This is a genomic window from Vagococcus sp. QWL-13 (assembly GCF_058683555.1).
In genome coordinates, this window is record NZ_CM178746.1 from 2,057,217 (window position 1) to 2,082,226 (window position 25,010).

The 25,010-nt window shown below is 37.6% G+C and carries 22 protein-coding genes, 1 tRNA gene and 1 other annotated feature; of the genes, 6 read left to right on the top strand and 17 right to left on the bottom strand.

Annotated elements, in window-relative coordinates; genetic code table 11:
- Nucleotides 1-4: 4 nt before the first annotated feature.
- The 3 genes from AC4PHI_RS09525 to AC4PHI_RS09535 all read right to left on the bottom strand — a co-directional run bounded on the left by AC4PHI_RS09525 (nt 5) and on the right by AC4PHI_RS09535 (nt 4,513).
- The gene (locus AC4PHI_RS09525; RefSeq protein WP_492199676.1) at nt 5-997 is read right to left on the bottom strand and encodes a mannose/fructose/sorbose PTS transporter subunit IIB; all 993 of its coding nucleotides are present in this window, start codon (nt 995-997) and stop codon (nt 5-7) included.
- Nucleotides 998-1,074: 77 nt separating this feature from the next.
- On the bottom strand, nt 1,075-1,566 hold the full coding sequence (locus AC4PHI_RS09530; RefSeq protein ID WP_492199677.1) for a PTS sugar transporter subunit IIB: 492 nt from the start codon (nt 1,564-1,566) through the stop codon (nt 1,075-1,077).
- A gap of 133 nt (nt 1,567-1,699) precedes the next feature.
- Nucleotides 1,700-4,513, bottom strand: a complete 2,814-nt coding sequence (locus tag AC4PHI_RS09535) for a sigma-54-dependent transcriptional regulator (RefSeq protein ID WP_492199678.1) — start codon at nt 4,511-4,513, stop codon at nt 1,700-1,702.
- A gap of 508 nt (nt 4,514-5,021) precedes the next feature.
- Here AC4PHI_RS09535 and AC4PHI_RS09540 point away from each other — a divergent pair.
- From AC4PHI_RS09540 to AC4PHI_RS09555, 4 genes are all read left to right on the top strand, one after another.
- Complete coding sequence (locus AC4PHI_RS09540) at nt 5,022-6,326, top strand: amidoligase family protein (RefSeq protein ID WP_492201577.1); 1,305 nt, start codon at nt 5,022-5,024, stop codon at nt 6,324-6,326.
- 115 nt (nt 6,327-6,441) lie between these two features.
- Nucleotides 6,442-6,960, top strand: a complete 519-nt coding sequence (locus AC4PHI_RS09545) for a GNAT family N-acetyltransferase (protein ID WP_492199679.1) — start codon at nt 6,442-6,444, stop codon at nt 6,958-6,960.
- 100 nt (nt 6,961-7,060) lie between these two features.
- Nucleotides 7,061-7,354, top strand: a complete 294-nt coding sequence (locus tag AC4PHI_RS09550) for a hypothetical protein (protein ID WP_492199680.1) — start codon at nt 7,061-7,063, stop codon at nt 7,352-7,354.
- A gap of 223 nt (nt 7,355-7,577) precedes the next feature.
- On the top strand, nt 7,578-9,251 hold the full coding sequence (locus AC4PHI_RS09555; RefSeq protein WP_492199681.1) for an IS1182 family transposase: 1,674 nt from the start codon (nt 7,578-7,580) through the stop codon (nt 9,249-9,251).
- 14 nt (nt 9,252-9,265) lie between these two features.
- On the opposite strand, the gene rpmA is transcribed toward AC4PHI_RS09555, so the two are convergent.
- The 4 genes from rpmA to AC4PHI_RS09575 all read right to left on the bottom strand — a co-directional run bounded on the left by rpmA (nt 9,266) and on the right by AC4PHI_RS09575 (nt 11,022).
- Nucleotides 9,266-9,550, bottom strand: a complete 285-nt coding sequence (gene rpmA, locus AC4PHI_RS09560) for a 50S ribosomal protein L27 (protein WP_492199682.1) — start codon at nt 9,548-9,550, stop codon at nt 9,266-9,268.
- Between the two features lie 19 nt (nt 9,551-9,569).
- Nucleotides 9,570-9,914 carry a ribosomal-processing cysteine protease Prp gene (locus tag AC4PHI_RS09565; protein ID WP_492199683.1) on the bottom strand — a complete coding sequence of 115 codons (345 nt, stop codon included), beginning with the start codon at nt 9,912-9,914 and terminating at the stop codon, nt 9,570-9,572.
- Nucleotides 9,915-9,939: 25 nt separating this feature from the next.
- Complete coding sequence (gene rplU / locus AC4PHI_RS09570) at nt 9,940-10,248, bottom strand: 50S ribosomal protein L21 (RefSeq protein WP_492199684.1); 309 nt, start codon at nt 10,246-10,248, stop codon at nt 9,940-9,942.
- Nucleotides 10,249-10,269: 21 nt separating this feature from the next.
- Nucleotides 10,270-10,351, bottom strand: a sequence feature (ribosomal protein L21 leader region).
- Between the two features lie 74 nt (nt 10,352-10,425).
- Complete coding sequence (locus AC4PHI_RS09575) at nt 10,426-11,022, bottom strand: TetR/AcrR family transcriptional regulator (protein WP_492199685.1); 597 nt, start codon at nt 11,020-11,022, stop codon at nt 10,426-10,428.
- A 274-nt stretch (nt 11,023-11,296) separates the two neighbouring features.
- Between AC4PHI_RS09575 and AC4PHI_RS09580 the strand changes: the two genes are divergently transcribed.
- Nucleotides 11,297-11,370 (top strand) — tRNA-Arg (locus tag AC4PHI_RS09580).
- 204 nt (nt 11,371-11,574) lie between these two features.
- On the opposite strand, the gene AC4PHI_RS09585 is transcribed toward AC4PHI_RS09580, so the two are convergent.
- Nucleotides 11,575-12,258 carry an O-methyltransferase gene (locus AC4PHI_RS09585; RefSeq protein WP_492201578.1) on the bottom strand — a complete coding sequence of 228 codons (684 nt, stop codon included), beginning with the start codon at nt 12,256-12,258 and terminating at the stop codon, nt 11,575-11,577.
- Nucleotides 12,259-12,435: 177 nt separating this feature from the next.
- Here AC4PHI_RS09585 and AC4PHI_RS09590 point away from each other — a divergent pair, with 177 nt between their 5' ends.
- Nucleotides 12,436-14,298: a fructose-bisphosphatase class III gene (locus AC4PHI_RS09590; protein ID WP_492199686.1), complete on the top strand. Its 1,863-nt coding sequence runs from the start codon at nt 12,436-12,438 to the stop codon at nt 14,296-14,298.
- 84 nt (nt 14,299-14,382) lie between these two features.
- Here the strand turns inward: AC4PHI_RS09590 and AC4PHI_RS09595 are convergent, their stop codons facing one another.
- From AC4PHI_RS09595 to murA, 9 genes are all read right to left on the bottom strand, one after another.
- Nucleotides 14,383-14,862 carry a GNAT family N-acetyltransferase gene (locus tag AC4PHI_RS09595; protein WP_492199687.1) on the bottom strand — a complete coding sequence of 160 codons (480 nt, stop codon included), beginning with the start codon at nt 14,860-14,862 and terminating at the stop codon, nt 14,383-14,385.
- A gap of 262 nt (nt 14,863-15,124) precedes the next feature.
- On the bottom strand, nt 15,125-16,663 hold the full coding sequence (locus AC4PHI_RS09600) for a WG repeat-containing protein (RefSeq protein ID WP_492199688.1): 1,539 nt from the start codon (nt 16,661-16,663) through the stop codon (nt 15,125-15,127).
- Nucleotides 16,664-16,996: 333 nt separating this feature from the next.
- On the bottom strand, nt 16,997-17,905 hold the full coding sequence (locus AC4PHI_RS09605) for a zinc ribbon domain-containing protein (protein WP_492199689.1): 909 nt from the start codon (nt 17,903-17,905) through the stop codon (nt 16,997-16,999).
- Nucleotides 17,898-19,097: a glycoside hydrolase family 3 protein gene (locus AC4PHI_RS09610; protein WP_492199690.1), complete on the bottom strand. Its 1,200-nt coding sequence runs from the start codon at nt 19,095-19,097 to the stop codon at nt 17,898-17,900. The genes AC4PHI_RS09605 and AC4PHI_RS09610 overlap by 8 nt, the downstream gene beginning before the upstream one ends.
- A 4-nt stretch (nt 19,098-19,101) precedes the next feature.
- Nucleotides 19,102-20,595 (bottom strand): zinc ribbon domain-containing protein, encoded by a 1,494-nt coding sequence (locus AC4PHI_RS09615; RefSeq protein WP_492199691.1) that lies wholly within the window; start codon nt 20,593-20,595, stop codon nt 19,102-19,104.
- A 368-nt stretch (nt 20,596-20,963) separates the two neighbouring features.
- Nucleotides 20,964-21,569: a bis(5'-nucleosyl)-tetraphosphatase (symmetrical) YqeK gene (gene yqeK / locus AC4PHI_RS09620; protein ID WP_492199692.1), complete on the bottom strand. Its 606-nt coding sequence runs from the start codon at nt 21,567-21,569 to the stop codon at nt 20,964-20,966.
- A 267-nt stretch (nt 21,570-21,836) separates the two neighbouring features.
- Complete coding sequence (locus AC4PHI_RS09625) at nt 21,837-22,100, bottom strand: type B 50S ribosomal protein L31 (protein WP_492199693.1); 264 nt, start codon at nt 22,098-22,100, stop codon at nt 21,837-21,839.
- 115 nt (nt 22,101-22,215) lie between these two features.
- A complete protein-coding gene (gene rho, locus AC4PHI_RS09630) occupies nt 22,216-23,496 on the bottom strand; it encodes a transcription termination factor Rho (protein WP_492199694.1) in 1,281 nt (426 codons plus the stop codon).
- A gap of 121 nt (nt 23,497-23,617) precedes the next feature.
- Nucleotides 23,618-24,880: a UDP-N-acetylglucosamine 1-carboxyvinyltransferase gene (murA, locus tag AC4PHI_RS09635; protein ID WP_492199695.1), complete on the bottom strand. Its 1,263-nt coding sequence runs from the start codon at nt 24,878-24,880 to the stop codon at nt 23,618-23,620.
- Nucleotides 24,881-25,010 lie beyond the last annotated feature (130 nt).

A 25,010-nucleotide genomic window follows, 5' to 3' on the forward strand; every position in this document is an offset into this window, starting at 1 on the left:
TGTGTTATTTAGCACTAGCCAATTCAGTTTTTGCTTTATTAAGAATCTCATCCATGTTATCTTTAGCATCATTTGGTACTTTACGCACATCAAACGTAATACCTTTAGCCTTCATTTTTTCGAACGATTCCACGTCTTCATCGCCCATGGATAACACTTTGCTCACCACTACTTTTCCTACTGAGTGAGCCATTGAACCAACGTTGACTTCCTTAATATCCACACCGCCTTCGACTACTGTCATAACGTCTTGCGGGTTTTCAAATAGCAGCAAAGCTTTAGTCCCCCCAAACCGAGGATCTTTGTAAATCTCAATCATTTTTCTGATTGGAATGACATTAGCCTTAACTCCTGGAGGTGCCGCCTGTTCAATTAATCTTTTCCGCATATCATCTTTGGCAACTGCATCAGAAACAACAATGATACGATTTGGTCCTACTGATTTCGTCCATGCTGTGGACACCTGTCCGTGCAACAGACGTGAATCGACACGAGCCAAAACGATTTTCAGTTGTCCATCGCCCACCACTGTTCCTGGCGGTAGCGCCCCTTTAGGTTGTGAATCTGCCACAACAGCTGCTGTTGGTGTTTCCGGTTCCAGTGATTCCGGTTTGACTTTCACGCCATCTTTTGCCACGTCAATGATATGAGTAGCAATCTCATGTGCAGATTCCATGGATAAACGAGAAGCAAACGTCTCAATCAGCATTGGCAAATTCAGACCGCTGACCACTGCCCACTTGTCTTCATTGCCGCTTAAAACATGGTTGGCTTGATTAAATGGTGTTCCTCCCCACATATCAACTAAAAACAGCACTTGGCTATCTTCTCCAAATGACGCGATGGCATCTTCGATTTTCTTCCTTAAATCTTCAGGACCCTCACTAGGCATTAATGTTACAGCTGCTACTTTTTCTTGTTCCCCAAAGATCATCGTGCCGGATTGTAAAATACCTTCAGCAAATTCTCCATGGCTCGCTAGAATAATCCCTACCATTCTTTCTCCCTCCTACAATTTTCTTAGCATACTTAACTTAAAGTTTTTTAGCACTGCATCGTTAAAATTTTAATAAATCAAAATAATTTCTTTTTGCGAATCAGTTCCATTAAATCTTGTTTGTTGTCGGCAATAACTTTTCGAGTCTCTATCTCAATACCTTTGCCCGATAAATAATAAAATGCATCCACATCCTTCTCATCTACTGCGACAAAATTAGAAACCATTTTTTTACCGATTGTATAACTCATCCCCCCTACGTTAACAGATGACAGGACAACCCCTCCTTTGACAACTTGGACGACTTCCAGCGGATTGGTGAACAACAACATGACTTTGACATTCATGAATAACGGATGATTGAAACTTTCAACTAACTTTTCGGGTGTGATCACATGAACTTTGATTCCAGGCGGTGCTGCCTGCATCAACATGGTCTTGCGCATAGGATTGAGCGTCACTTCCCGGCTGACGACTAAAATCCGTTCCACGTTGAGCATCTTCACCCAAACAGTAGCGACCTGTCCATGGATCAACCGATCATCGATCCGAGCTAATTGAACTTGCATTTTATCACCTGCTTTTGCTTTGAACTTTAAGTTAACTAGTACCACCTTAATATAAGCAACTATCGTTCCAACTTTAGTGTGTTGCCCTTAAACCCTAAAACATCAACACTTAAAAACAAAAACAACACACTGGTCAGTGTGTTGTTTTTGTCGATACACTAGATTTTGCTAGTGTGTTTTTTATATTTTGAATTGTATAAAATATTTCTTCTTCAGAAAATGTAAGTGAAAAAATTTCTTCCAGCTGACGGATTTCTCTCACAACCACATCATATAATTCCGAATCTTTTTCAGCATTGATTTGCTCCGTTTCCGCACTTAGACTTTCATGCCTTACTGCACGTTCTAGTACCCCTGCCATATGCATGACCACATTCACATAGAAGCTGTGACTGGCTTTAGGGGTGAAACATCCGCTGACTCTATCTGTGAAATCCCACAGCGGATCAAACACTTTAGCTGGATTGATAAATGTAAAATAATTTTCAAGTCCTTCGCGGCACAGTCTGCGTGCTTCTGATTCATCAATTTCCACAGGTGTTGTTTCGACAGTTTCAGTCAGCAGCAAGTCCTGTAAATCTTCTACTGCTTTGCCGGACAGTAGTGCCTCCATAGAAAAATAGGGAACATTAATTTCCGGATCTACCAGTCCTGTGATTGCAATCAACTCATAGTCTTCACGAATACTATTCAAAGTTTCCAGCATATTAATCACAGAAATCGGTATAATTTTCAAATTTTCTCGATAATAATCTCCCAGCTGTTCGCTGATCAATGATTTCATCCGCTCAGCGGCTCCTTTGCCGGAAGCACAAATAGCAACGATTGCTTTAGGTTTGTCTGACATCGGCTGCTTATCAGCGATGGCTGAGCTTTCTACCCGTTTGACCTGACTGTAGCCGTAAAAATTTTTCAAGGAATCAAACAAGCGATTTAAGTCTGTATCAATCAGCTTGGTTTTTCTAGCGGCTTCTAATACGAGAGCTGTGGTGACCATATCGATCGTCCGCACTTTTAAGCCCGTTCTTTGGATAATCTCTTCTTCAAAAGCGAAGAGAGAACCCATATCAACCAATAATAAAATACCATTTTTGGAACGAACTTCCTCCGCTGCAGCAACCATTAATTCCAAGGCTTCTTTCGGCGGCATATCCACTGGCATATCGACAGCGGCTATATTTTCATTGCCAAAAAGCTGCACTGCAACTTGAGCCATGCTGGAAGCCGTACTCTCGCCATGGGCAGCGACAACGATGCCTATTTGCTGTGCACTCTTATCTTCTTTCAGAGAGACAATCAGCAACGTCAAATAATCTGTTTCCTCTACCGGTAATTCCACCTGATATTTTTCAGCAAGCAATTCTTTGATTGTCAAAGCTACTTGATACTCTTTAGGACATTTCCTCACAATTTCTTTAATACTTTCGTTGCTTTCCAGAAATTCCTGAGAGCCATTTTCCGCCCGCCGCAAATAGGCGCTGATATGAAGACTTAAAGCATAAATAAAATTCACTTGAAAATCATACTGAAGCTCCTCAATGGCAATTTCACGGATTTTCTTTGTCAATTCGATTAGTTCAGGGTCAACCAATTCTACTAAGTTGCTCTCAGCTCCTAAGGTCAGTCCATGGTTTTTATAGAATTGACTCAAGTGACTCTGAATGTCTTCCATGACAAAGCCGATGATTTTTTCTTGCGGGATGCCCTCTGCTTTTAAAACAGTGGCTTTTTCTCCAATCCATTCGTACAAATCGTAGGGCAATTCGTATGCATCAGGAGTTTTTGACAAGTCCACCTGATTGGGCGAAATAATCATCTTAGGTTCCAGGAGTTGGGCCAGTTCCATGGAAGTCTGCCGGTTGGTCACTGCTTCAGTCAAACCTTTTTTCAACTCCGTAGGTAATCCGTCCACATCAATAATCAAATGTTCTTCGCCTAAATGATTCAGAAATCCGCGGGCACAAACCAGTTGGACATGGGATTTCAGCTGTCCTACATTACCGAAAGTAACACTGCCGATAATCGCCTTGACCACATCCGCTGTCAAGATGATATCCCGCTGGATGCGCTCGGCCTCGATGGCAAACATCCGGAGTGTCAAATCGATTTTTTCCCGGGGCGTTCTTTGATTGAAATGGGGCAATTGAATATTGATTGGTATGCGGCGGATAAATGTATTCAGGAGTGCAGATGCGGGCTCTTCGGTCGTAGCACAAATAATCCTCACATTCGCTTGACGGTTTTTGGTCGTCTCACCTAACCGATTATACGTACCGTGATCCATGAAGTAAAAAATCATTTCTTGCCCTTCCGGTGGCAGACGATGGACCTCATCCAGAAACAGCATACTGTTATCCGCTTCGCAAATCAGACCTTCTTTGTCTTGTTCAGCACCGGTAAACGCACCTTTTGCATAACCAAACAAATGGCTCATCAGCAATTCAGTATTGTGGGAATAGTCGGCACAATTAAAAATAACCAGCTCTTTATCATAGCCGATCAACTTGTTCTCTTGAGCAAATTCAAACATTAATTTCGCAAAATATGATTTTCCGGAACCTGTGGCACCTGTAATCAAACAATTTAACCCTTTAGGCGGATACAAGACTGCCGCTTTTGCTTGTTCTACGGAAATCTTTAAACTTTGAGAGGCACCGATTAATGAGTCAAAAACACTGTGCTTCATTTCAAGTTCATACTTATTATCGTTGGACATAATCATTTCTGCCGAGAAATTAGCCATATACCTTACCGGTCTGCCGCTGCTTTTTATAACGAGCCCTTCCCTAACCAGTTCATTTAAATCACGGCTGGCGTTCGGACGTTGAATATTTAATGCTTTGACTACATCTTCTGTGGTCACTCCTTTAGATTTTTCAAAATCAGCCGCTGTCAGATGACTCGTTCGTTCTACCACAAACGTATAAACTCTATCAGATCTTTTCATCTTCTCCCTCTTTCAATTATCGGCAATTGTTTTCCCAACTAAGCATTAATTATGGCTATTATAACAAATCTGCTTAAAATTTCCCATCAATCTTCTTACACTTTACTGCTCACAGATACCTTTGTTATATATCTGTTATTTAAATCAACTAATATCTGATTTATATTTTATCATCCCGTAATACAATATGCTACAAAACACTCTTTTTAAGGAGTCGTGAAAATTTACGTTTAACATATATTTTGTTATTATTATCCATATAGAAACTATTAGAGATCATGATTTAATAAAAATCCGTTTTGCAAATAAAACAGATAGCCGAAAAATCTTTCTCTGTATTTTTCTCTGCAACAAATGAACCTTTTTAATACTTATGCCATTTGTCAAATTAAGTTAGAATAAAATTTCATTTTGCCAATAGACCGATAATAAAATGTACCTTATGGCATGAAAAATACAGCTTTAGGTTGTATACTTAACTAAAGGAGGTTGAACAGAATTGAACTCGATGATTTTTCACCCTATCAGCAGAAAAGAAACAGCTCTTCAAGAAATCGCTGATCATGATGTATTGATCAAAGATCATGTTTTCAGACCCAAGACATGGGAACGTCTATCTCTTCCGAGTGAAAATAAAGATGATATCCGATTTTTTGGACTTGAGTTTGAATTTAACGTTGTATCTACCAAAAATAATAGGCATCTTGACAACACAGCCATTTGCAGGAACATCTTATCACTCTTAAACGCCTCTGGACCTCACTTTCACATCATGGTCGATAACTCTGTCAGAAATGGGATCGAAATCGTCTCGAACCCGATGAGCATCGCATACATCAGGAAAATGTTCAACTTTCACGCAATCACAAAGGAACTGAAAAATTTAGGCCTCGTGGCATCCAACGACACCGGCTTTCATATACACGCAGGATTCAATCATACATTGAGGGAAAGGAATCTTATCTTAAAGCTGTTTTCGATTTCTTATCCCCTTTGGCTGGAGCTCTCGCGAAGAAAGATAGTCCGGCTGCAAAACCGTTATGTTTCTACGGAGTTTTTCATGATGAACGAAAAAACACTGAGAAGACATGAACATAATATTACTTCATTATTAAAGACCGGAGATTCCTTCGTAGATTTCAGCAATTTATTTTTTGACAATTACGAAGTGAAAAACCGCTATAACGCAATTAACTTTTTAAACCCCGACACTGTTGAATTTAGGCTGCTTAATGGCACAGTAAATCCGAATACTATCACTGAAAGCATCCAGTTCATTACTGATTTTATCGCTTTAGTGGATGAAATCTCCGTCACGAGAGAAGACGATGTTTTCCATCTTCATCATTTTGTGGAAAGGACAAACAGTTATTCTTTAATGGATCGAACAACTAAGCAGATAAGAAGAAGCTACAACCTTCTGAAAAACAACAAACTTTATTATAATTATTTCTACCTAGTGGATTGCTACTGGTATGAGGGCAGTATCAACTTCGCCAAAGAGGGAGATTATGTCATGTCGAAAAAAGACTACCAGCACTATCTGGAGTTATTGAAAAAACTCACGACTCTTCTTCAACGGGGAATGATTTTCGAAGCGAATCCTGTCAAAGAACAAATCAACGACTTTTTATTGGCTACGATAAGGGAGGTAGTTGCAGTAGAGGACTTTGTTTTGGGAACGATACCTGTCGTACACAATGTTTTCTACACAGAATTGCCCAAAGAACATTTCCATAAAAAATATGTCCTATTGAAGGGTATCAATAAAGACTTGGTCACCCCTGTGATAAAACATCTCCAGAAAACATAGAAATAGCAGGCGCCAACAGACGGCTGTGTAGATGCTGTTTTTTTATATCAGGATATCTTATTTTAAAAACATCAATTTTATTATGATATTTCTACGTACAGGAGGCAGCAAAAATATGATTGAAACAGGCCGATTGATTATCGTTCCGGCTTCCAAAGCGGACATCGACACTATTCTTGCGATCGAACACGCCGCCGATAATCGGGATTTTATTTTTAGGGGAACGAAGGAAGAACATCTGGCAGAAATCAATGACCCCACAGTGGGCATCTGTCTCATCAATACAAAAAGAAACGGTGAGACCATCGGATTTCTAATTTTCGCTTTGGACGAAACATCGGAAAAATTTGAATTAAGAAGAATTGCGATTGGTCAAAAAAAGCAAGGTTATGGAACCGAAGTCTTTGAAGCCATGCTTCAATATGCCTTTGAAGATTTGAAGATGAACAAATTCTGGCTGGACGTTTACACAAACAATCACAACGCCATCAGACTGTACGAAAAGCTCGGCATGAAAAAAGAAGGTGTCCTCAGACAAAATCATAAAGATGAACGCGGATTTTTAGATCAAGCACTGTATTCCCTTTTAAAAAGTGAATATTTTAATCCCAAACACTTGAAAACCTCTGAGTGATAGTTTTTAACAAATTTTGTTTTTTTAAGTGGAAGTCTCATTTTTAATCATCTGTTTGGCAGTGTAGAATAAGTCTAGATAAAAAATAGGAGTTGATCTGATGGTAAAACCACAGGAAGTCAATAGTCCAAAAGAAAAACTGGAAGTAATAACGATCATTGAAGACGGCACACTGACTGGCAAAGGTTATTCTTTCGCCAAGGTAAAGTGGAAAGGAAATGAAGCCTATGCTATCAGATATGATGGGGATAGCGACAAAGACATAGGTTTCCCTACCAGCGGCAGAGGGTATCATCCGGCTTGGTTTATTTTACCGGAAGCAGTTGCCCAGCCGTATCTGAGAGAACTTGTGACACAAAAGATTTTTGCTGAACATTTGGAAAAATACTTTTAGCGAAAAAGAACTATGCTAAAGGTAAAAAATAATCAGGTATCCATCGCTCTAGGACCCTTTAATAGCCGGTATTCCAACAAAAAAAGAGGCTGACCCATAAGTCCTCATTTAAAACAAAAAAGGAACGAAATCTTTTTATGATTTTGTTCCTTTTTTTAGCGATAAAAATAGCACTTCCTTGTATAATTAAAGTACCAACCATAATCAAAAGGGAGTGCTATCTATGTATAAAGATTATAACATGAATCAGGTCACCTTATCATTAGATTTAGAAATTTATTTGGAAAAAGATGACATTGCTTTTGCGATTAATAATCTGGTGGAAAGTATACCAGAAAAAGCGTTCACGGCTTTTGACCATCAGATGGGAGCAACTTCTTATCATCCTAAAATGATGTTGAAGTTGATCCTGTGCGGTTACACACAGTCTATTTTTTCTGGCAGAAGGATTGAAGAGCTAGCTAAAGACAGCATTCGTGCGCGATGGTTGACACAATCGCAGCAACCCAATTTCAGAACGATTAATCGTTTTCGTGTGCATCCTCATGTGCAAGTCTTATTAGAAGAATGTTTTATTCAATTCCGAAACCTCTTGGTTTCTCAGAACCTTATCGAAACAGACGCCATTTTCATTGATGGTACCAAGATAGAAGCCAACGCCAATAAATACACATTTGTCTGGAAAAAGAGCTTACAAAACTATGAGGCCAAACTGACTGAAAAATCAAAAGAGATCTACCATCAACTTGTGAAGGAAAAAATCATTCCTTCTATTTGCGATGAAGATAAAGACCTTTCAGAAGAGGACTTTTCCAAAATCATCACTGCATTAGAAACAAGCGTAAAACATTTTACGCAAGAAATTGATACCTCTAATTGTACTGAAGAGCGGAAACACCTACGCTCTCAACGAAAGATACCTAAGAAAGCTCTGGAACAATTCTCTGATTTTAAAGAGCGCCAGTCTCGGTATAGCCGCCAAAAAACTATTCTAGGTGAGAGAAATAGTTACTCCAAAACAGATCACGATGCCACATTTATGAGGATGAAAGAAGATCACATGCGGAACGGGCAGCTTAAAGCAGGTTACAATATACAAATTGCGACCAATCAACAATATGTCTTAGCCTATGATGTCTTTCCGAATCCTACGGATACGAGAACTTTAGTCCCATTTTTACGGACAATAGAAAATACCTATTTTGATTTACCAGACTATATCGTGGCGGATGCCGGTTATGGCAGTGAGGAAAACTACGAAACAATTATAGATGACTTTGAAAAAGTTCCTTTGATTACGTATGGGATGTACCGCAAAGAGAAAAAGAAAAGCTTTAAAAAGAATCGTTTTAATCCTTTGAATTGGCGGTATGATGAGTTAAGAGACACCTATTTATGTCCCATTGACCGTGAAGTCCCGTTTAAACGTTATGCCATTCGTACAGATAACTATGGATACCAACGGCAATTGAAAATGTACGAATGTCTCTCTTGCGAAGCCTGTCCTGTTCGCTCTCAGTGCACAAAAGCTAAGTCGGGACGCAATAGAATGATTCAAAAAAATGGTAATTGGGATTATTTTAAAGCTTACATCCAGACACTTCTGAATGACGAATGCACAGGTAAATTATATGGTCAAAGAAAAATAGATGTAGAACCAGCCTTCGGAAATCTGAAGGCGAATTTGGGCTTCACACGATTCTCCGTAAGAAGCAAGAACAAAGTAAAAAATGAGTTAGGTTTCGCATTTATGGCAGTTAATCTGAGAAAGTTAGCTGTCTATCAGCAGACAAACTTCTTAAATAGACAAAAAAATAAGGAAACCAAAATCTTTTTATGGATTTTGGTTTCCTTTTTACTATTTTTGAGACTTATGGGTCAGCCTCCGAAACTTTAGTTTTGTTATGGTTATTATTGCGCTACCGGATAGACGGATACTTGTTTTTTATCTCGTCCTTTTCTCTCGAAACGAACCACACCATCGATTTTAGCGTATAGTGTGTCGTCGCCTCCGCGCCCAACATTTGCTCCCGGATAAACTTTAGTTCCACGCTGACGATAAAGAATAGAGCCACCTGTTACAGTTTGCCCATCAGCGCTTTTAGCGCCCAAGCGTTTGGACTGTGAATCACGTCCGTTAGCAGTTGAACCGCCACCCTTTTTAGTCGCAAAAAATTGTAAATTCATTTTTAACATGTCATCGCACCTCCGAATCCTATATCATGCTGACCTCGATCTTTACAAATCGAGGATACTCTTCTGCTACATCCTGTAAGCCAAGTAAAAGATTTTCCAACAGAACTTGGGAAACCGCAAGCTCTTTTTCTGATAAATCTTCTTTCAATGTCACATATAAATACCCTTCATTTTCATTGTCGATATCTACTAGAGGCTCAACCTTTGATAGAACAGCTATCCCGTTCACGGTGGAGAACGCCAGTGCTGAAACTGCTGCACATACGATATCTTCTCCTTTGTCCCCGGCTCCAGCATGACCTGAAAGCTCGAAGGAGTGAATGATGTTTTCTGCTCTGTCACGTTTAAAGAAACCTTTAATCATGAGACACCCTCTTTTCGAAAATGAATTATGCGTTGATCGCTTCAATCATCACTTTAGTGTATGGTTGACGATGTCCTTGTTTACGATGGCTGTGTTTCTTTGGTTTATACTTGAAAGTCACGACTTTCTTTTGTTTGCCTTGTTTTTCAACAGTTCCTTCAACAGTTGCACCGTCTACAAATGGAGCTCCAACTTTAGTTTCTTCTCCACCGACTAGGATAACTTCGTCAAAAACAACTTTTTCTCCAACTGCTGCGTCCATTTTTTCAACGTATACTGCTTGGCCAACCTCAACTTTAAGTTGTTTTCCGCCCGTTTTTACAATTGCATACATGCTTGTAAAGCACCTCCTTATAATTAAACTTAGACTCGCCATCGTAAGTGATCATTTCTAAAGAAATAATACTTTTACTCATTCTGTGCGGTTGTAGTTGTGGTGCCCACAATTACAACATTAAAATTGTATCAAAAAAGAGAAGCTAGGTCAACTAACTTCTCTAAATAAACGTAACTATCTTTCGACGACAAAAAATTCTGTCAATCCTACATCTTCAATAAATTCAGACATTAAAATCTTTTTTAAATTTCCTGCCATATAATGGGTCGCATAAATTTTTCCTTGAGAAATCCAACCATCCACATATCCCAACAATGTATACATCAGATAGTTGAGCAAAATTTCTTTTGGAATTTTGCCATCAGTGATCCCGGCATTTTCCTTATATTCATCGATGCATTTCATCAAAGAATATTCTAATAACTGCCTGTAATCAAAAGCATCTTCGTCTTTCAACAAAGCATCAAAAAATTCCGGATGTGCTTCCACAAACTCCAGCATGCGATTCAGCGAGAAGTATTTCGTATCCTGTTCTTCTTTCTCAATCATCGTTGCTGCAAACAACTCGGATACTAACTGCTCCATCATCGCCGTGACAAACGTATCCTTGTCTTTGTAGTGCAAATAAAACGTTCCCCTGGTCACCTCTGCCGTCTGTGTCAAGTCCTTAATATTAAAATTACTCAGCGATTGAACAGATAACAGTTTAAGAAAGGCGGCCTTCAATTTTCTTCGCGTTTTTAAAACCCGTGGATCAATTTTTCCTTCCATGTGTAGTTTTCCTCTTCCCTTTCCCTTATGATGTTTTCCCCTCAACATCCCCAAATATTGTTAAGAACAATTTCTAGTGTATCTATTTTTTCAAAATTTGTCCATTTATATCATCATTTTGTCTGCTGAGACCGCGAAAAAATTTATTTTTTACACTAAGAAAGAAAATAAGACAGCTTATTTAATCTTAAGCAGCTAAACTTTTGAAGAAGAACCTAAAAACAGTTGACATAGTTAACTAGATTCACTATAATAATCTTTGTTGTTCAATTTTGTCACAGTAGCTCAGCTGGATAGAGCATTCGCCTTCTAAGCGAACGGTCGGGGGTTCGAATCCCTCCTGTGACGTCTGTTAAACACATAAAGGCATCAAGGATAATATAACATCCTTGGTGCCTTTATTTTAGTTAATTTTATTTAAAAAAGCAAAGAAAACGCTCACAAACCGCTTTTTATAGCACATACGTTTTTTTGAAACAAAAAAATTATATAAAGATTTTTCGAGCATCAATCGGAAAAAATCTTTTTTTATTCGTCACATCAAAAGGATATCTAAAGTTCTACTTCATCCTGTTCTTTTGTTACTAAAAGTACACCGTCTCCGAGAGGAAGAATACTGGTAGTCAACTCTTCATGGTTTAAAACTTTGTCAAACAACAAATTTAATTTCCGGTGAATCCCCCGCTGTCCCCGGGGAATTTCTTCAATAGGATGCAAAACGGTACCAGCTTGTAAAACGTCGTCAATCATGACGATACCGCCTTTTTTCAAGAGTCTTAGACACTCAGGTAAAAAATCAATATATTTGGACTTTGCGCTGTCCATGAAAATAAAGTCATAAGGTCCTTCTAATGTTGGCAGGATATCTACTGCATCTCCTTCCAAAAGTGTCACTTTTTCTTCCAAACCTAGACGTTTAAAATTAATTTTTGCCTCTTTGATCATCACATCAAAACGATCGATGGTAGTTATATGTGCATCTTCCGGAGCCGACTGCGCCATCAGACCAGCGGAAAAACCAATAGCCGTACCAATTTCCAAAATTTCTTTCGGCTTAATTTGGTGAAACAGAAATTGCAAAAAAACAACTGTCTCATGAGGAATGATTGGTACGTTACGCTGATTAGCTTCCTTTTGGATCGTCCCCAAAGTTCCTGTCAATTGTTTTTGTTTTTGCCTCATAAAATCGACTATTTCTTGTTTGACTACAGGTCGACGCATCATTGGATTAAGCAAAATATTCACCCTTTCATCATTTGTCGCTTTATCATTATACGAAAGACTCGAACTGGAAGCAATTAAATATTAGACTTGATTTAAATACAAAAAATGGTATAGTCGAATAAAATGACTTAAAACATAGTTTATTATCCTACCTTTTGAATTAGGTATAGTTGAAAGAGAGTCGATAAAATGAAGATTGATATTGAAAATCCTGTCCATTATTTAACTGAGGAGTTAGCTCATTTAGAAGCTGTTCTTGAGCTTCCTAAAGGGACAGAATATTTTATGAGTGATTTGCATGGCGAATATCAGTATTTTTCTACCGTCATTCGCAGCGGTGCAGGCAGAATTAAAGAAAAAATTCATTATTGTTTTTTTAATCAATTAGATGAAAAGGAGCAAACCGATCTTGAAGCTTTGATCATCGCACCAACGGCATTTTTAAAATCAATCAGAGAACAAAAAAAAGAAACTGAAGAATGGCTCTATCTGACTGTTGATCGTTTAGTCTATCTGACCAGATTTTTGAGCGGGAAATACACTAAAGAAAAAATTATTTCCTTAGCTTCAAATCATAAAGACATCCTTAATAATCTTTTGTTCTCAAAACTGGAAGTATCAAAAAATATCAGCAAAAAAATTGTAAAAGAAAATGCAGCCGAAGAAATCATTATCGAATTAAGCACGATTATTCAAAATATTACCATTGACCATTTGCATATTATCGGAGACATCTATGATAGAGGGCCTGAACCCGATAAAATCATCGATTTCCTCCAAAGCTATCACTCTTTAGATATCCAGTGGGGCAATCATGACATCACCTGGATGGGAGCTGCCAGAGGCTCCAATATATGCATGATGAATATCATCCGTATTTGCGCGCGGTATGGTCACTTGAATATTTTAGAAAAAGCTTATGGTATTAATTTGAACCCGCTCTATCATTTTGCATCGACTTATTATAAAGACAATCCAGCGTTCTCACCGATAACAGATGAAGAATCCACATTATCAGCCCAACAAAAGAGCTTGATGAACCGGATTCAGCAAGCAACAGCTATCATTCAATTTAAGCTGGAACATCAGTTGATTAAACGACGCCCGGAATTTCAAATGGAGCACCGACTGCTTTTCAATACCATTGACTTTGATCAGTTGATTATTGAAAAAAATGGAGAAATCTATCCATTAGAAAATACTTGTTTTCAAACTATCTGCTCTAAACAACCTGATCTTCTGACAACAGAAGAATTAGAATTACTTACATCTTTGAGAACGTCCTTTAACCAATCAAAAAAACTGCAAAAACACGTCCAGTTTCTTTTAGATAAAGGCAGTATGTACCTTTGCTACAACGGCAACTTGTTAATTCACGGCTGCCTCCCATTGCACCCTGACGGCTCTTTTCAATCGATTACTCTACAGGGAGAAAAGCTATGGGGGAAAAAACTCATTGATTTTTACGAAAAACACGTTCGGCTATGTTGCGCCAATCCAGAAAAAGAAACAGATTTTTCCACGGATATGCTTTGGTATCTATGGGTCGGCGAGTATTCCTCACTGTTTGGAAAAAAAGAAATGACAACCTTTGAAAGATATTTTATTGCTGATAAAGCAACCCACTTTGAAGATAAAAACGCCTATTACGAATTAAGAAATGAGCGGACGGTATGTGAAAGAATTTTAGAAGAATTCAACTTATCAAGTAAAGATTCCCACATTATCAATGGGCATACACCGGTAAAAGACATTAGGGGAGAAAATCCCATCAAGGCCAACGGAAAGTTAATAGTGATTGATGGAGGTTTTTCAAAGGCTTATCAGAAGACCACTGGAATCAGCGGTTATACACTGATATCAAACTCTTTCGGTATGCAATTAGTGACCCACCAAAAGGGAGAAAACAATGGCAGCAAACCACAGACATTAATCAGACGGCTGGTAGACCGTGCCAGTCAAAGAAAGCTGATCAAAGACACTGACGTGGGACAAGAACTTAAAAGACGGATAAAAACAATCAAACAACAACTCGTTGCTCTTGAAGAATAGAGTTTCAAAATATTCCCCCCTAGTTGCCATCAATAGCAGCTAGGGGGTTCAGCATTAGACAGTTATACTTACCGTCCGGTCTTATTAGTTTAATTTTTTTATATACCAGCAATCCATGGCAGAATGTTCAGGCTGTCCTAATGGTTGGGATATTTGGGTAAAGTCATAGTTGAGATAAAGGTTGTTAGCTTCATTTAAAATATGATGAGTTTCAATATACAAATAATCATAGTCTTCACTCGCATGAGATAAAATACAATCCATCAATCGTTTTGATAATCCCTGTCCTCTTTTATCTTTTTTCACATATAACTTTTGTAATTCTCCGGTATCAGATACGCCAGCTATCGGGCCATATCCGCCGCAAGCAATCACTTCACCATCATCATCTTCGATAATCCAGAATCCGCTCTTGGGTGTATCCGAATAAAACTGTGACAAATTGCTCAACTGGGGGTCCATGTATGCTGTCCCCTTCATCGCCAATCCTACTTCTTTAAGAGAAGATTTTACTAATTGTTCAACAGCCTGATTATCTTTAGAAGAAATAGTTCTCAACAACACAACCTCCTCCTTCTCCTTTCCTCTATTTTTATTTTATCATTTTTACTTGTTTTTTTATAGACTGCTTTAGAATCAAATTAGCACTTAAAATACAAAAGGCAACTCTTTTATCTTAGTGTCAAATCTGACTTACTAAACCATCAGAACCTTTAATAACACGAGCTTAAAATTTAGCAGCGAACTTATATTTGATGTCTGGGTATTAATTACGCATAGTATTTATTGAAAAATTTTCATTGTTTTCCAATCTAATAAAATTTTATTATAACTCTTTTTCTTTAATTATTTTCCCAGTTTCTTTATTCATTATCACCCCATAGTTGTCTTCCTGAATAAAAATATTTTCTCCAAGATCAGCAAAAAATGTAGCCCTTTCTGATAATATTTGCCCATTTTTATTAAACAAAATATGCGTACGCTCTTCATACGTAGACTCACTATCTTCATTTGCCCTTGGTAACACATAAATATTATCTGGACTAATAGCTCTGCCAGAAAAATAAAGTTCCTCTGTTGCAAGAACTTCTCCTTTTCCATTAACAACAGAAGTCGATTGTTCATTTTCTGAGTATATGGATTGAAAAAATAAATTAGTTCCCCCTATGCTATAAAGACTATCCTCAAAGGAACTGTCAATTACCTCTTCGTCTACAGTCATTAACCCGTATGTTGATTCCTTTTGAAAACTTACTATGCCTTCCTCATTAGGGAGACTCAAATAATCATAGGTCGGCTCAATAAGAGTTTCGCCATTGATTTTATTTAGTCCGTATCTTTCATTTTCATGGAAGAGTATATATTTATTATTCTCAGAAATAGAAATAGAAGAAGAAAAAGTTGGAGGCAAAATCTCTTTTAAGTTGCTGTCAATAATGCCACTCTTTCCTAAAACATTTGTTACATGAAAATAGTCAGCGAAATTATACATAAAATAAATAGAATCATAGGGTAATTCTTCGACTATATTTCCCTGTAAATCAACGACGTTAAATTTGGAAGACTCATTTTTCTTGACTGCGATTCGTTTATCGCTCATCACAAGAGCTTGCTCATTGATTGGTTCAACTATAATCTCACCTTTCTCATTGACAACACCAGCAAGATTATTTCTATAAAAAGTAGTTAATGTGCGGCCATAAAAAGGCATAAACTGATATTCTCCAGCTTCTAAAACAATATTACCTTTTGAATCAATTAAGCCGCTCAGTATTTTATAATTTTCGTCATCCTCTGATTCAGATTTAATATTAAAATCCATCACTCCATTTTTTGATTGCATTACTGTATTATCATAAGACGATACGTAATTTATATTAAACATATTAAGTCCAAGAAAATCATCATCTGCAATTTCTTCACCTTTAGTATTAACAAGTACGCTCTTTTCTTTCCTATTAACTACCCCTGCACCAAACTTGTTGAAAACCACAGGTGTGGTGCTGAGACTTTCATTAATAATAGTCAAATTCTTATCAAGAATGCCAAAGTAATCACCGTTTTTGTATGAAAAAAATTGGGTCTGAACCGTTTTTTTGCGTTTGTTTTTCGCTTGTTGAGAAACGATTCCATTGTTAAAACTCACCTTATCTGATGATGAAAAAAAATAGTAGCCTCCAGCTAAAAGTCCAATCCCTAAAACAAGCGTTCCAATAATGATTAGATTCCTTTTAAGATTAAAACGTTGCTTAGTTGGCTCATTTTGTGCAAAAGCAGACATCTCCGTCTCATTTAATGTGCCACATTTTGTACAAAATTTTGCATCTTCAACTAAAGGCGCCCCACATTGTTTACACTTTTTCATTATATTCCCTCCAAAAAAACTTATTTGTCCGACTATCCTTCACTTTTTCTCCCTGATAAAATTAAACCATATTGCATCATCTTGCCTTATTGAAATCTAGATAGCGTGCTGTGAAAATTACTTAAAAACTCTTGCACAGCCTCTTCCTTGGGTAAGTCTACGGAAAAAGCTGTGCAATAGTTATTCATCTGAAATTGTGGCATTGACTGCTGTCATTGCTGATACTACGCGGTTATCGGAATCATTTTAGTTCATTTTTTCCTGACATCATTCCAAAATATTACAATTGCTCTAAACTCAGAGAAAGTTTTATGTTTACCTGCTCATCCCTGATTAAAAGAACATGTTAGAAGTAACTGAAGTCAAAATTTCTTCAAACAAGCTCAGTAAACTTCCTCCTACGATATCACCTAATAAAATATTTGCGAAAATTTGAATTATAAATGCTAATACTAGTGCACCGATGGTCCAATAAAACTTATTTTTATTCGTAGCAAAGTTATCAAGTGACCAAATATTTGCGATATAAGAAATATAGATCAAGAAAAATATAAACAGCAAAACAATTGTAAAAATAAAGCTAAAACCAAATCTAGATACAAATGTAAAAATAAACATTATCACTGCACCATAAACACTAATACTGATTGGAGCGTATACTCTATCAAAAGCTTCCATTAAGCTAATATTAGCTTTGAAAACTTTGCTTCCTAACAAAAAGATAGCCAATACATTAATAAATTGACCAACCAAAAATAAGAGCAGCAGTGGTAAAAACATTTTAAATTGGAAATTTAATCCAGTAAATGATTTCCCCAAAGCATGACTGATACCCAAACTAATTAAAACATTAACGACAATATAAGAGGTTAAGCCGAATACACCGTTTGTATTTGCTTTTCCTAAAGCAGGCGACTTGATATTCTGATTCAAGTAAGATAGGTAATTTTTGCTTCTATCTGTCAATTGATTCACTGTCTCTTGATTAATACTGATTAAAGGGGTTCCTTGAGTTTGTTGCTGATCCTGTTGCTGTTCAGTCTGTTCTTGATTTGGTGTAAAAGAAACAGTCTCTTCATCTGCCGATTTCGTTACCGGTTCGTTAACATTATTTGTTGCCTCAACACTTATTTTCTCCTCTGTGTTAGGGATTTCTTGTTGTTTTCCCCCACAAAATGGACAAAATTTTACACTCTCTTTTATTTCTTTTCCGCAATGCATACAAAACTTCATTTTATTCATCCTCCAATTTAATAATTCCTAATTTATATTTCCAATTTAAAATTCGTAAAACCGATGCCTCAAGCGCTTGCTCGGTATATTCACCATTTAAGACTGCTGATATCACTATGGGTATTTGTTGCTGATAAGTAGATGATAGAATCAAATCAACCCCAGATTTAAGCGCAGCTAAAGCAGCTGCTTCTTGAGAAATAAACTCAGCTAAGCCAGACATATCCATGTCATCGGTCATAATCACACCTTGAAATCCCAACTCCGTTCGAAGAACATCAACAACTTTCGGTGATAGTGAAGCTGGAACAGAGGAATCAATGCCCTCTATAATATTATGAGAAATTAAAATACTATCAGCACCTGCAGCAATCCCTGCTTCAAAAGGTGGTAACGACTCTTGATTAATTTCTTCAAGAGATCGTGTGTCACGAACTACATCAACGTGAGAATCAAAATTATCACCATATCCAGGAAAATGTTTCAACGTTGAGCCTATTCCCTCTTTATTAAGTTCAGAAACAACTTGAGCAATATAATCACTGGTGCCTTCAACATCCAGACCGATGGTTCGATCATAAATAAAACTTTCCGGATCAACTGAAATATCCGCGACAGGATATAGCCCGCTATGGATACCTAACTCTCTGAAAATTTCTGATTTTCTCCGTACATCAGCCAACACTCCCGCCATTCCCTCTGCTAAATATATTTCCTGAGGCGATCTAAATTTCTCAGACACTACTAAATTATTCTGGCTAATACGGGTGACAGTTCCTCCCTCTTCATCGGAAGCGATAAGCAAGGGTATCTCACTGCTATTTTTAAAATCTGCTATTTTTTTCTTCAAGCTAAGTTTATCTTCGCCGATAATATCTCGACCAAATAATAAATATCCACTTAAATGGTAGTTTTTTATATCTTCAATTTGATTACTTTCAGGAACTCTAGCCAAAAAAAGCTGTCCTACTTTTTCATCAAGTGTCATTTGACTGATTAACACGTTCAATTGCTCTTCGATAGTCATGACATGTTCTGTAGTAGACGTCGTGGTTGTTGAATAATTTTCTTTTTTTGTTGTTTCAGTTGTCACTGATTCGTTTTGAGGTTGTTTATTATTCAAAAAAAGAATTAGCACCGTCACCAACACAATCATAAGAGCACTTGTTATCAGAAAGATGTTTCGTTTATGAAATAGCATCAAGCTAAGACACCCCGCCGTTGTCAACAGTCTCAAAATTTTCAACGCCACCTAAATCAACAATTTGGAATTGATCTTCTGACGCATCATACTTAAATGTTCCCTTTTTATACCTGAAGACCTGAACGATATCATCTACATCATATGATTGATAGATTGTACGATATTCAATCAAATATTGTACCTGAAACCTATCTTCCCCAATCATTGTAAAAGTTTCAACTGTAGGTCTTCCCGATACTCTTGACTTTTCTTTACTAGAACGAACCCCTTCAATAAATTTGATAAAATCTTGATATTCTTTATTCTCTTTACCATTCTCAAAATATTTAGAAAAATCAGATTTTTCAGACTCTCCCAAATCTGTAAATTCATTAGTATAATAAGAGACATCGTAATAAAAGCCATTTAAGAAACTCTCCATGTCATATTTTGTTGGAATGTCTTCAAACTGAAGTGATAGTTCTGAATAATAACCTTCCTTGTCATAATCCTCCGCAAGAAACTCATCAGATTCTATCTCTCGGGAAGCAGTGCTTAGTTCTTCTTTGTCAAAATTTTTCTTAACTTGAACAGTCATGCCCTGATGCCAAACCAAATCTTTAATTTCTGCTGAGCCATCTTCAATGGTACCTACTTTTTTATCGTCAACAAAGACATCAGCTTCATCTATATTTGAGCTGACCAAAAAGGAAACTTTGTGCAAATCAAAAGTCACTGTACTGTTTTCTTCAAAAAAATCATTATTCAAACGAATCAAATTGACAGTTGACATCGTTGAAACATCATTTAGTGTTCCTTTGACTTCATATTCACCAGGTGTCAATGGACCTATTTTAATCTCTGTTTCTTTTCCATCACCATGTTTTTTGCCATCAACTTCGATTTGAATTCCCGTCTGTTCTTCCGTATTGACAGTCAAATACGCAGGATAAATCTTTAATTTGTATTTTTCGAAGAAAAAGAAAGCTTTCCCATCTTTTACAATCTTCAAATCTGCATTAAGATTGTTGAGGTTGTCAAAACTACTGATAAGTAGAGAGAACTCCTCTTTATGATTGTCATTTTTGTAGTAGTTCGTCATTTTTTTTAGATTCTCTGCACTGACTTTATAACTTGGGTCCGCAGATTCAATGACTTGGGCCCATTTTTTTGGATCTTTCGATTTAATTATTTTCTCGAATCTTGTCACTTGCTGATTGTAACTAAAATAATGATTGCCATAATAATATGCACCCACAAAAATAGCAAAAACTACTCCTAACGCAATTAAAACTTCCTTTTTTTTGCCAGACATTGGCGCTTTAGGTACAGCTGATTTTTGATTTACATTAGGTGGTGACTGATTGGGAACAGTTTCCACTGTTTTCACGACAATATTTTTTTCTTCAGAAGCTGCCTTTGTGTCGTTTGTCAACCCTTGATCCAAATCAACACCACATTCTTCACAAAAAGAAGATTTATTGTCGTTTTTATATCCACAATTCCAACAAAACATCTTATTATACTCCTCCTTTGTTTATAAAACCTGCCATTCATACATTTTAACACACCTAAATTGATCTTTGAATAACAAAAATAATTTTTGGCTAGGATTTCGCTTTCATGGACGTACGAGAGATAAATAAGCTGCAAAGTTTGCATAGAATTAAGACAAGATAGAAATGGATAAGAACCGTTTTGAGTGCCACTCAATGATTTTTTTAATTGTCCACCTTAATTTACAATCGTTGTTCCTTCAAACATATGCAAGTCCTCTTAGTGATTTAGCTAAAAACAAAGATACTGGAGAAGACTTCCCAGAAAAAGAAAAAGCCTCAGACGTCTGAGGCTTTTTTAAAGGTTTGGCAACTAACAGCAATTTTATTAGGATAATCCATTCATTTCCAAATCATTCATTGCTTCTTCTAACCATGGGTGTAAAACAACAATATCTGATAGTGCCCATTCAATATAAACTCTGCATCCCTCATCAAGAGAAACTTCCAGCGCCTTGTTTAATTTCTCCAAATATGGCGCACTGTGTTTTCTATCCCATTTAATTTTATCTGCGATAAATATTATTTTATCAAGATCTGATGCATCTTTCTTAAGTGTTGTGTGACACTCAATTGCTGACAATATTTCTGTATCAGTAATACGAAAAACTTCTTCAGCAATAAAAACTGATTGTTTCTGATGAAGAATCATTGGTAATTTTTCTTCCTCTGCCAAAACCTCTTTTCCCAGTTGTTGATGCAACTGCAGCCTTTCTTCATCAGGAATCACAAGACTAATATCATGTAATAAGCCTGCAATATAAGCTTTTTTTGGTGAAATATTGAACCCTTCAGCCAACTTTTCAGCTGTCTTGGCGACATTGATTGAATGAGCGATTACATCTTCTTTTTTATGATAAGCTAAAAATTCTTTAACATTATCCTTAATGTCCTGAGATTTAAAAGATAACTGATAATCAATAATTTGCTTCATCACTTAAACTTCCAATCTTTCAATTATTTTTCAGCAGGTCAAATATAATTTGGCTTATATTTTCAGATGATGTCCTGCAAGATTCCTACTTTAACCTTGTAGAATAAATTTATTCGCCATGTTATCAAATAAATCATGCATTGAAAAAGATAACATCTGTTTGGGTATTTTAAACTGTTGATATAACATTCATCTATAAAAAAGAACTTCTCTAAACATAGAGAAGCTCTTAAAAAGTTGTTGGAACATAATTTTTTATAGTGACGATTACTCTGCTGCGTTTTCGTCTGTAAGACCGTATTTTTTGTTGAAACGATCCACACGTCCGTCTGCTTGAGTGAACTTTTGACGACCTGTGTAAAAAGGATGTGAATCAGAACTGATTTCTACTCGAATTAACGGATAAGTGTTTCCATCTTCCCATTCGATAGTTTCAGTTGTATGTTTCGTCGATCCTGACAAAAATTTGTAGCCAGTCGTTGAATCCATAAACACAACTGGTTGGTATTTTGGATGAATACCTTCTTTCATTGTTTATCTCTCCTTTGCCCTGGATCATTTGCTGAACCAGAGTTTCTATTCTTTGCTTTCACAACAGTATGATATTATCATATCTTTTTTAATTAAGCAATGATTTTATCGTAAATTAATGGCGGATATTTTTGCCAAACGAGACATCTTTAAAGGCTTTGAACAGCTCTTGATTGTTCTTAGTCCTTCTCAGAAAATTCAACAATTGTTCCGTATATTCCAGCGAGTCGCCTTTCATATTACGGCGCAATTTCCAGATATCATCAAGATTTTTCTGGTCAATGAGAAGCTCCTCTTTTCTGGTACCGGATTTTTTCACATCAATGGCCGGGAAAATCCGTCTTTCAGCTAACTCCCTTGAAAGATGCAGCTCCATATTTCCCGTTCCTTTAAATTCTTCATAAATCACGTCGTCCATTCGGCTGCCTGTGTCAATTAATGCTGTAGAAAGAATCGTCAAACTTCCGCCTTCTTCAATATTACGGGCGGCACCGAAAAACTTTTTAGGACGGTAGAACGCCGCAGGGTCTATCCCTCCGCTTAATGTCCTTCCGCTAGGCGGTATCACCAAGTTATACGCTCGAGCAAGCCGGGTGATGTTGTCCATCAAAATAACCACGTCCCGTTTATCTTCCACTAAGCGCATAGCACGTTCCAAAACCAGTTCCGAAATCCGGGTGTGATTTTGCGGCTGCAAATCAAAGGTGGAAGACACTACGTCAGCATTTACACTGCGTTCAATGTCTGTGACTTCCTCAGGACGTTCATCAATCAGCAGGACAATCAGTTCAACCTCAGGATAGTTTGTCGTGATTCCGTTGGCAATTTCCTTTATCAAAGTTGTCTTACCAGCTTTCGGCGGCGCGACAATCAGCCCCCGTTGACCAAAACCTACAGGTGAAAAAATATCTATCATCCGGGTTCCCAGTCTGCCCGGCGTTGTTTCCAATATTAGCTGGTCATCAGGATAGGTCGCCGTTAATGCAGGGAAATGAGGACGTTCTTTTGCCTCTTCCGGATTTTTTCCGTTGACAGATTCCACATGCATCAAACCGTAATAACGCTCGGACTCTTTAGGCGGGCGCGCCTTGCCTGACACTTTGTCCCCATTTCTCAAACCAAAACGTCTGATCTGCGAGGAAGAGATATAAATATCTTCCTGACTAGGCGAGTAATTGATAGGCCGCAAAAAACCGTAGCCATCCTGAGAGACGATGTCCAAAATCCCTTCCATCATAAAGAAACCTTGTTTTTCCGCCTGTGCGCGAATGACCGCAAGAGATAATTCTTTTTTATTCATTTGACTGTAATAGGGAATCTTAAATTGTCTTGCATAAGCATAAATCTCTTTTAGAGTGCTGTTTTCCAACTCTCCCATTGTTAAATAGTCTTTCATAAAGACTCCTTTCACTTATCGGGCTGCTGCCGCGATGACTTTCTCTGTACTCCTCTTTCTGCCAGCTTACAAAAATTATATTCCGTTTGCCTTGAGCACCTGTCTTAAAAAATATCTGATATCACTCTTCTTCAATCATGCGAATGTCGGCACCCAAATGAGTCAACTTTTCAATAATCGAATCATACCCGCGTAGAATATATTCCACATTGGTAACTTTTGTTGTTCCCTCAGCAATCAACCCTGCCATTACGAGACAAGCCCCTGCCCGCAAATCGCTGGCAGCCACCTCTGCACCGTGTAATTTGGCTGGTCCATTCAAAATAATCATATTGCCTTCCACATGACAAGTTGCTCCCATACGAGCTAATTCTGGGATATGATTGATACGCTGCTGGTAGATGGTGTCTTCTATAATGCTTTGACCTGTTGCTTTTAACAATAGAGGGGTGATAGGCTGTTGTAAGTCTGTTGCAAATCCAGGATAAGGAAAGGTCTTCACGTTCACAGCTTTTAAATCTTTGGCAGGATGCACGTATACGGCATCTTCACTGATATCTAAATTCACGCCGATTTCCTGAAGTTTGGAGATGAAGCTTTCGATATGCTCATGAATCACATTGCGGACTAAGACACCCTCGCCTGCCACTGCGGCAAGAGCGATGTATGTACCGGCTTCAATCCGGTCGGGGATAATAAAATGGCGGCAGCCTGACAATTTTTCTACACCGTCGATTCTGATCTCATTGGTTCCGGCTCCACGTATTTTTGCGCCCATATTATTCAACAGGGTAGCCACGTCAATGATTTCAGGCTCTCTGGCAGCATTTTCAATTACCGTCCGCCCTTTGGCTTTGACAGCCGCCAACATGATATTGATGGTAGCACCAATGGAGACAACATCCATAAATATCCGCGTGCCAATCAAGCCTTCTTCTGGTGCACGTAAATACATGGCTCCATGCTCTGAGTCAACTTTTACTCCCAATGCTTCAAAACCTTTCACATGCTGGTCGATAGGCCTTGGTCCCAAAAAACAGCCGCCGGGAAGCCCCACTACTCCTTCGCCAAACTTAGCTAACAAAGCACCCATAAAATAATAAGAGGCTCTCAAGCTATTGATTTTTCCGCTTGGCATCGGTACAGAAACCATTTCCCGGGGGTCGATAGTCATCTGATTATTTTCGAAGCTTACTTTCACGCCCATGATTTCTAAAATTTCTTTCAAAGAATAGACATCGTCTATATCCGGCACACCTTCTAAAACCACAGGAGAGTCAGCTAATATCGCTGCCGGAATCAATGCAACAGCACTGTTTTTTGCTCCGTTGATCGTCACTTCACCTGTCAGTGGTTTCCCGCCATTGATAACAAATTTTTTCATTTTTCCACTCATTTCCTCAAATCTCATCTATTAACCATTCATAATTTATTGTTTTATCCATAATCTTTTCCATTTTAACATAAATAGAGGCTTTTAAAAAGTAGGCTTAGTCTAAATAAGACAAATATAT